Here is a 2490-nt window from a genome sequence, read left to right on the forward strand (position 1 = left end):
GGTTCCGGGGGTCGCGCCGGCCGGCGAGGGCGGTCTGCTCGGCCTCGCCGTCGCCCCGACCTACGGCTCGGACCACCTGATCTACGCGTACTTCACCACCGAGTCGGACAACCGCATCGCCCGCCTTCTGTACGACGACAAGAAGCCCGCCGGTCAGCAGCTGGGGGCACCGGACACCATTCTCCGGGGGATCCCCAAGGGCTCCATCCACAACGGCGGGCGGATCGCCTTCGGACCGGACCGCATGCTGTACGCGGGCACCGGCGAGACGGGTGAGACAGGGCTCGCCCAGGACAAGGCGTCCCTCTCGGGCAAGATCCTGCGGATGACTCCCGACGGGGAGCCGGTGCACGGCAATCCCGAGGCCGATTCGCTGGTCTATTCGTACGGGCACCGCAATGTGCAGGGCTTGGCCTGGGACGGCGGGAAGCGGCTCTGGGCGGCGGAATTCGGCCAGGACACCTGGGACGAGCTGAATCGGATCGAGGCGGGCAGGAATTACGGCTGGCCCGATGCCGAGGGCAAGGAGGGCAGGTCGGGATTCGTCGACCCGGTGGCCCAGTGGAAGACGTCCGAGGCCTCACCGAGCGGGATCGCGTATGCCGAGGGGTCGATCTGGATGGCGGGGCTGCGGGGTGAGCGACTCTGGCGGATCCCCCTGTCGGGCAAGGCGGACCGGGAACCACTGGCCGGTCCCCAGGCGTTCCTGGAGGGGAAGTACGGGCGTCTGCGCACGGTGCTCGCCGCGGGTGGGGACAAGCTGTGGCTGGTCACGAGCAACACGGACGGCCGTGGCGCCGTGCAGTCGGGTGACGACCGGATCCTGCTCCTGAAGGTGCGTTGACCGGCGGCGGGGCCCGTCAGGGCCTGTCGGCTTATCGTCGCCGGCGGGCGGGATGCCGGAGGGAGCACAGCAGGTGTTCAACTTCTTCGAGGAGCTTTTCGCACCGGGCCGGAAGCACACTGCCGAGGAGCAGAAGCGGCTGGAGCTGAGCCGGGTGGACCTGGGCACCGGTGACCCGGCGCGCGGCCCGATAGACCTCACCTCCGGAAAGGTGACGCTTCTGCGCCCGCCGCCCGGGCCCGGCCGGCCTGACGAGGGGCCGGGGCCCGAGGACGACCAGCAGGACCGCCCTCGGCCCGAGGACAGCCGGGCCGAGGACAGCCGGCCCGAGGACAGCCGGGCCGAGGGGCATCAGCCGGACGGTGTCCGGGCCCGGCCGCATGCGGGCCCGGCCGGCGATCGGGAAGAGCGCCCCCCGCGCACGTAGTCCGGTCTCATCCCACCGGGTACAGCCGGAAGCGGTGGGCGAGGGCGGCTGCCCCGCCACGGCTGGAGACGCTCAGCTTGGCCAGGATGTCGGACACGTGCACGCTGGCGGTCTTCGGCGAGACGCACAGCTCCTCCGCGATCCGCCGGCTGGTGTATCCCGCAGCGACCGGCCGGTGCATCTCCTGCTCCCGCGCAGTACGGACGAACCAGCTCCGGTTCTTCCCCGCCCGCCCTTCGGTGTCGTGTCGTTCTGCGCGGCGGGCGGCGCGGCGGGCGAGCGCCACCCGGCGGGCGGCGCGCTCCTCCTCGTCCCTGCGGATCAGCTCGGCGTAGTTGAGCTGGTGGAGTTCGTATCCGTACCTCGTCTTCTCCCCGGTGTGGAGCGGGAGTGGAGGCACGGCTTGTCGCCGTGCCTCCACTCCCGTTCGCCAGGGGGCGCCGCCGCATCGGGCGAGCGCCGCGTCTTCGTGGGCGGGGGTCTTGGGTCCGCGTGACGGATGCCTTAGGCGGCTTCCCGCGGGGTCTCAGCCTCCGGCGGCGGACGGCAGGGCGACGAAGAGGTCGAGGTACATGCCCACGGAGATCAGCAGGCCGAGCACTCCGAGGGCGATGCCGGCCGTGGCGACGGAGCGGACCCAGCCCGCCTGCGGGTGCAGCGAGGGGGCACCGAAGGCGGGCCGGACCAGGACGAAGACTCCGACGATCAGCGCGAGCAGTGCGAAGAGCCCGTTGACGAGGGCCGTGCTGTGCCAGGCGTCGCCGTAGATCTCGGAGATCTGCTGGGCGGCGCTCCCGCCGCCGGAGGTCTTGATCTGGCCGATCAGGGTCTCGCGTTCGGCGGCGACGCGGCCGGTCCACGCACCCGAGAGCGAGACGATGCCGAGCCCTGCGGCCACGACGGCTGCGGCTCCGGTACCCACCCCGGCGGCCGCGGTGGCTTCGGCCTCGTCGTAGGGATCGGGCTCCAGCTCGGCCTCCGGGCCGTCCTCCGCGGCTGCGTCCGTCGCCGCCACGTCCATGGCGGTCACGTCCGACGGGGTCACGCCCGGTGCCACGTCGGCCGGCACGGCGTCCTCCGCGAGGCCGGCCTTCTTCGTCGCGTCCGGCGCGGCGGCGGTCCGGTCCGCCGCGTTCTTCTCCTCGGTGTCGTCGGTGGTCGGGGTGGAGGGGGAGGTGTTCATGCGCCGCACGCTAGGGGGCCCGGATGAGAACCTCCT

The 2490-nt window shown here is 72.4% G+C and carries 3 protein-coding genes and 1 pseudogene; 2 read left to right on the forward strand and 2 right to left on the reverse strand.

What is annotated here, in order from left to right:
• Nucleotides 1–844 (forward strand): PQQ-dependent sugar dehydrogenase (locus tag VN520_RS26480; protein WP_325749460.1); only part of this gene is annotated, 844 nt, incomplete at its 5' end.
• Nucleotides 845–896: 52 nt separating this feature from the next.
• Nucleotides 897–1271: a DUF6191 domain-containing protein gene (locus VN520_RS26485; protein ID WP_414719961.1), complete on the forward strand. Its 375-nt coding sequence runs from the start codon at nucleotides 897–899 to the stop codon at nucleotides 1269–1271.
• A 7-nt stretch (nucleotides 1272–1278) separates the two neighbouring features.
• Here the strand turns inward: VN520_RS26485 and VN520_RS26490 are convergent.
• Together VN520_RS26490 and VN520_RS26495 are read right to left on the reverse strand one after the other, a co-directional pair.
• Nucleotides 1279–1479: pseudogene (locus tag VN520_RS26490) on the reverse strand (response regulator transcription factor); the annotation flags it as partial.
• Between the two features lie 318 nt (nucleotides 1480–1797).
• Nucleotides 1798–2454 (reverse strand): hypothetical protein, encoded by a 657-nt coding sequence (locus VN520_RS26495; RefSeq protein WP_414719962.1) that lies wholly within the window; start codon nucleotides 2452–2454, stop codon nucleotides 1798–1800.
• Between the last annotated feature and the right edge of the window lie 36 nt (nucleotides 2455–2490).

Source organism: Streptomyces sp., assembly GCF_035563135.1.
In the GTDB taxonomy this organism is placed as follows: domain Bacteria; phylum Actinomycetota; class Actinomycetes; order Streptomycetales; family Streptomycetaceae; genus Streptomyces.